Below are 1,577 nucleotides of genomic sequence, written 5' to 3' on the forward strand. Positions count from 1 at the left end.
TGAAATCGAGCCTCTGCTCGGTGAACTGCTGGACCCTCTGTCGAACAAACTTCCGCTTGATCCAACGCTAGAATCCGAGTTCTTTCCTCTACGGGTAACCGAACCTTTCCGCTCCACCGTAATTGGCGGAATCGCCTTTTTCTCCTGCACCGTAGGAGCACGATATTGGCCCTGAGAAGGTCGGTATACATCTCTGCTGGAGTAGCCTCGATAGGAGCCTGAACCACGCAACGAATCAAACAGAGCATCTAGCACAGTTGCGGTTAAGTATCCTTTTAGAAAGCTTGAACTGTAATTTTGTTCGACATACTTTTTACTGTCAATTTCAATGAGTGTATCTTCCTTCTTAGCTGGATCTTGCTGCAAATGGTACCACTCATCGCTATATACCAGAAACATCCGCTCATTGCTCTGCGGTGACATTTGTTCCGGTGTACGCTGTTCTTTCAATTCCTCCGCTACTTCCGGGACTGTCTTGCCAGCTGCCCGGTATACATACGAGGTCGAGTTTCCGCTGCCACTAACCGATTCCAGCGGATACGTATCTTTTACACTTGGCGCGCCGCAGCCGCTTAACACGGAAACGAACAAGCTCAGCGCCACAATGACCTTTAATGCATACTGCCAGGTGCGTTTGCTCATGTGTAACCCTCTCCTAGCTTGCCCGAATAACCTTGACGTCTCCGGTAATCACTTCTTCTCCTTCATAAAGCATAAAGCGACCGTCCTGCCACTCTACTCGCAACAGATGGTAATCATCAGACTGGTACTGCCACACATGCTGCTCTCCACCCTGTCGGAAAGGAGCACGGCCCATGACGGTAACATGCCCAGAATACTGCTCCTCCAAATGATACGTTGTATCATCCAACTCTAAAATGGTCGGCACTTCCTCAGGGTTGTCAAGTCTGCCGTCGATGGCCTGATATAGTCCAAATTGCAGTGTTTCCCGTTCCTCAATATGAAGATAACTGACTTGATTACCATCCTGAAGCGTCAAAACAACGGCATTCCGGGCACGATTATGTACACGACCTACCACTTCATAGGTGACAAGCGACACTTCACAGATATCACCTGGATTTAAGTGAAGCATGCTTTTCTCTGCTTTCGGCGGCTCCGGCTTAGCAAATAGATTTGAAATTCGTTTCCACACACCCATGGTTATATTCCTGCCTTTCTTAGCCTAGAAGCATGCTGTAATGATCAAGGCGCCAACCAGATGCAGCGCTCCTGAAAACAGACCGAAACCAATTTTACCTTCCTGTGTCCCTTTATCCAGATCAAACTGAGCCCAGTACCGCAACAGCAGACGTACAATAACTTCCAAAACAAGCAGGATGACAAAGGCAATCACAGAATACACAAGCGCTTCGAGCAAATTATTAGCTGTAGCGATAGAGCCTGACAAGATATAGCCTTGTGCAACTAACTTCATAATCATTCGTACCGTTACGGCCATATTTCCAGCCTTCACTTCGGCAAAATCCTTATACTTCGTAAATAAAGAGTCGACATACATTAATGCGAAGATCAAAATAGCCCCCGCACCAGTCCATACAAGCATTGCTTTCATC

General features: G+C 47.3%; 3 protein-coding genes. All 3 read right to left on the bottom strand.

The window, feature by feature from the left end; all coding sequences use genetic code 11:
* The coding region (locus tag GRP75_RS26490) for a DUF4247 domain-containing protein (protein ID WP_160790839.1) at positions 1-642 on the bottom strand (642 nt) is incomplete at its 3' end.
* A gap of 13 nt (positions 643-655) precedes the next feature.
* Positions 656-1,162 (bottom strand): DUF4178 domain-containing protein, encoded by a 507-nt coding sequence (locus tag GRP75_RS26495; protein WP_007432513.1) that lies wholly within the window; start codon positions 1,160-1,162, stop codon positions 656-658.
* A 24-nt stretch (positions 1,163-1,186) separates the two neighbouring features.
* Complete coding sequence (locus tag GRP75_RS26500) at positions 1,187-1,576, bottom strand: DUF350 domain-containing protein (protein ID WP_160790840.1); 390 nt, start codon at positions 1,574-1,576, stop codon at positions 1,187-1,189.
* Position 1,577 lies beyond the last annotated feature (1 nt).

This window comes from Paenibacillus sp. OT2-17 (genome assembly GCF_009827695.1).
Classification (GTDB): Bacteria; Bacillota; Bacilli; order Paenibacillales; family Paenibacillaceae; genus Paenibacillus; species Paenibacillus polymyxa_B.

Bases quoted from the DNA above. Each gene is read 5' to 3' on its own strand.
- GRP75_RS26495 (WP_007432513.1), bottom strand. From the start codon at position 1,162: ATGGGTGTGTGGAAACGAATTTCAAATCTATTTGCTAAGCCGGAGCCG.
- GRP75_RS26500 (WP_160790840.1), bottom strand. From the start codon at position 1,576: ATGAAAGCAATGCTTGTATGGACTGGTGCGGGGGCTATTTTGATCTTC.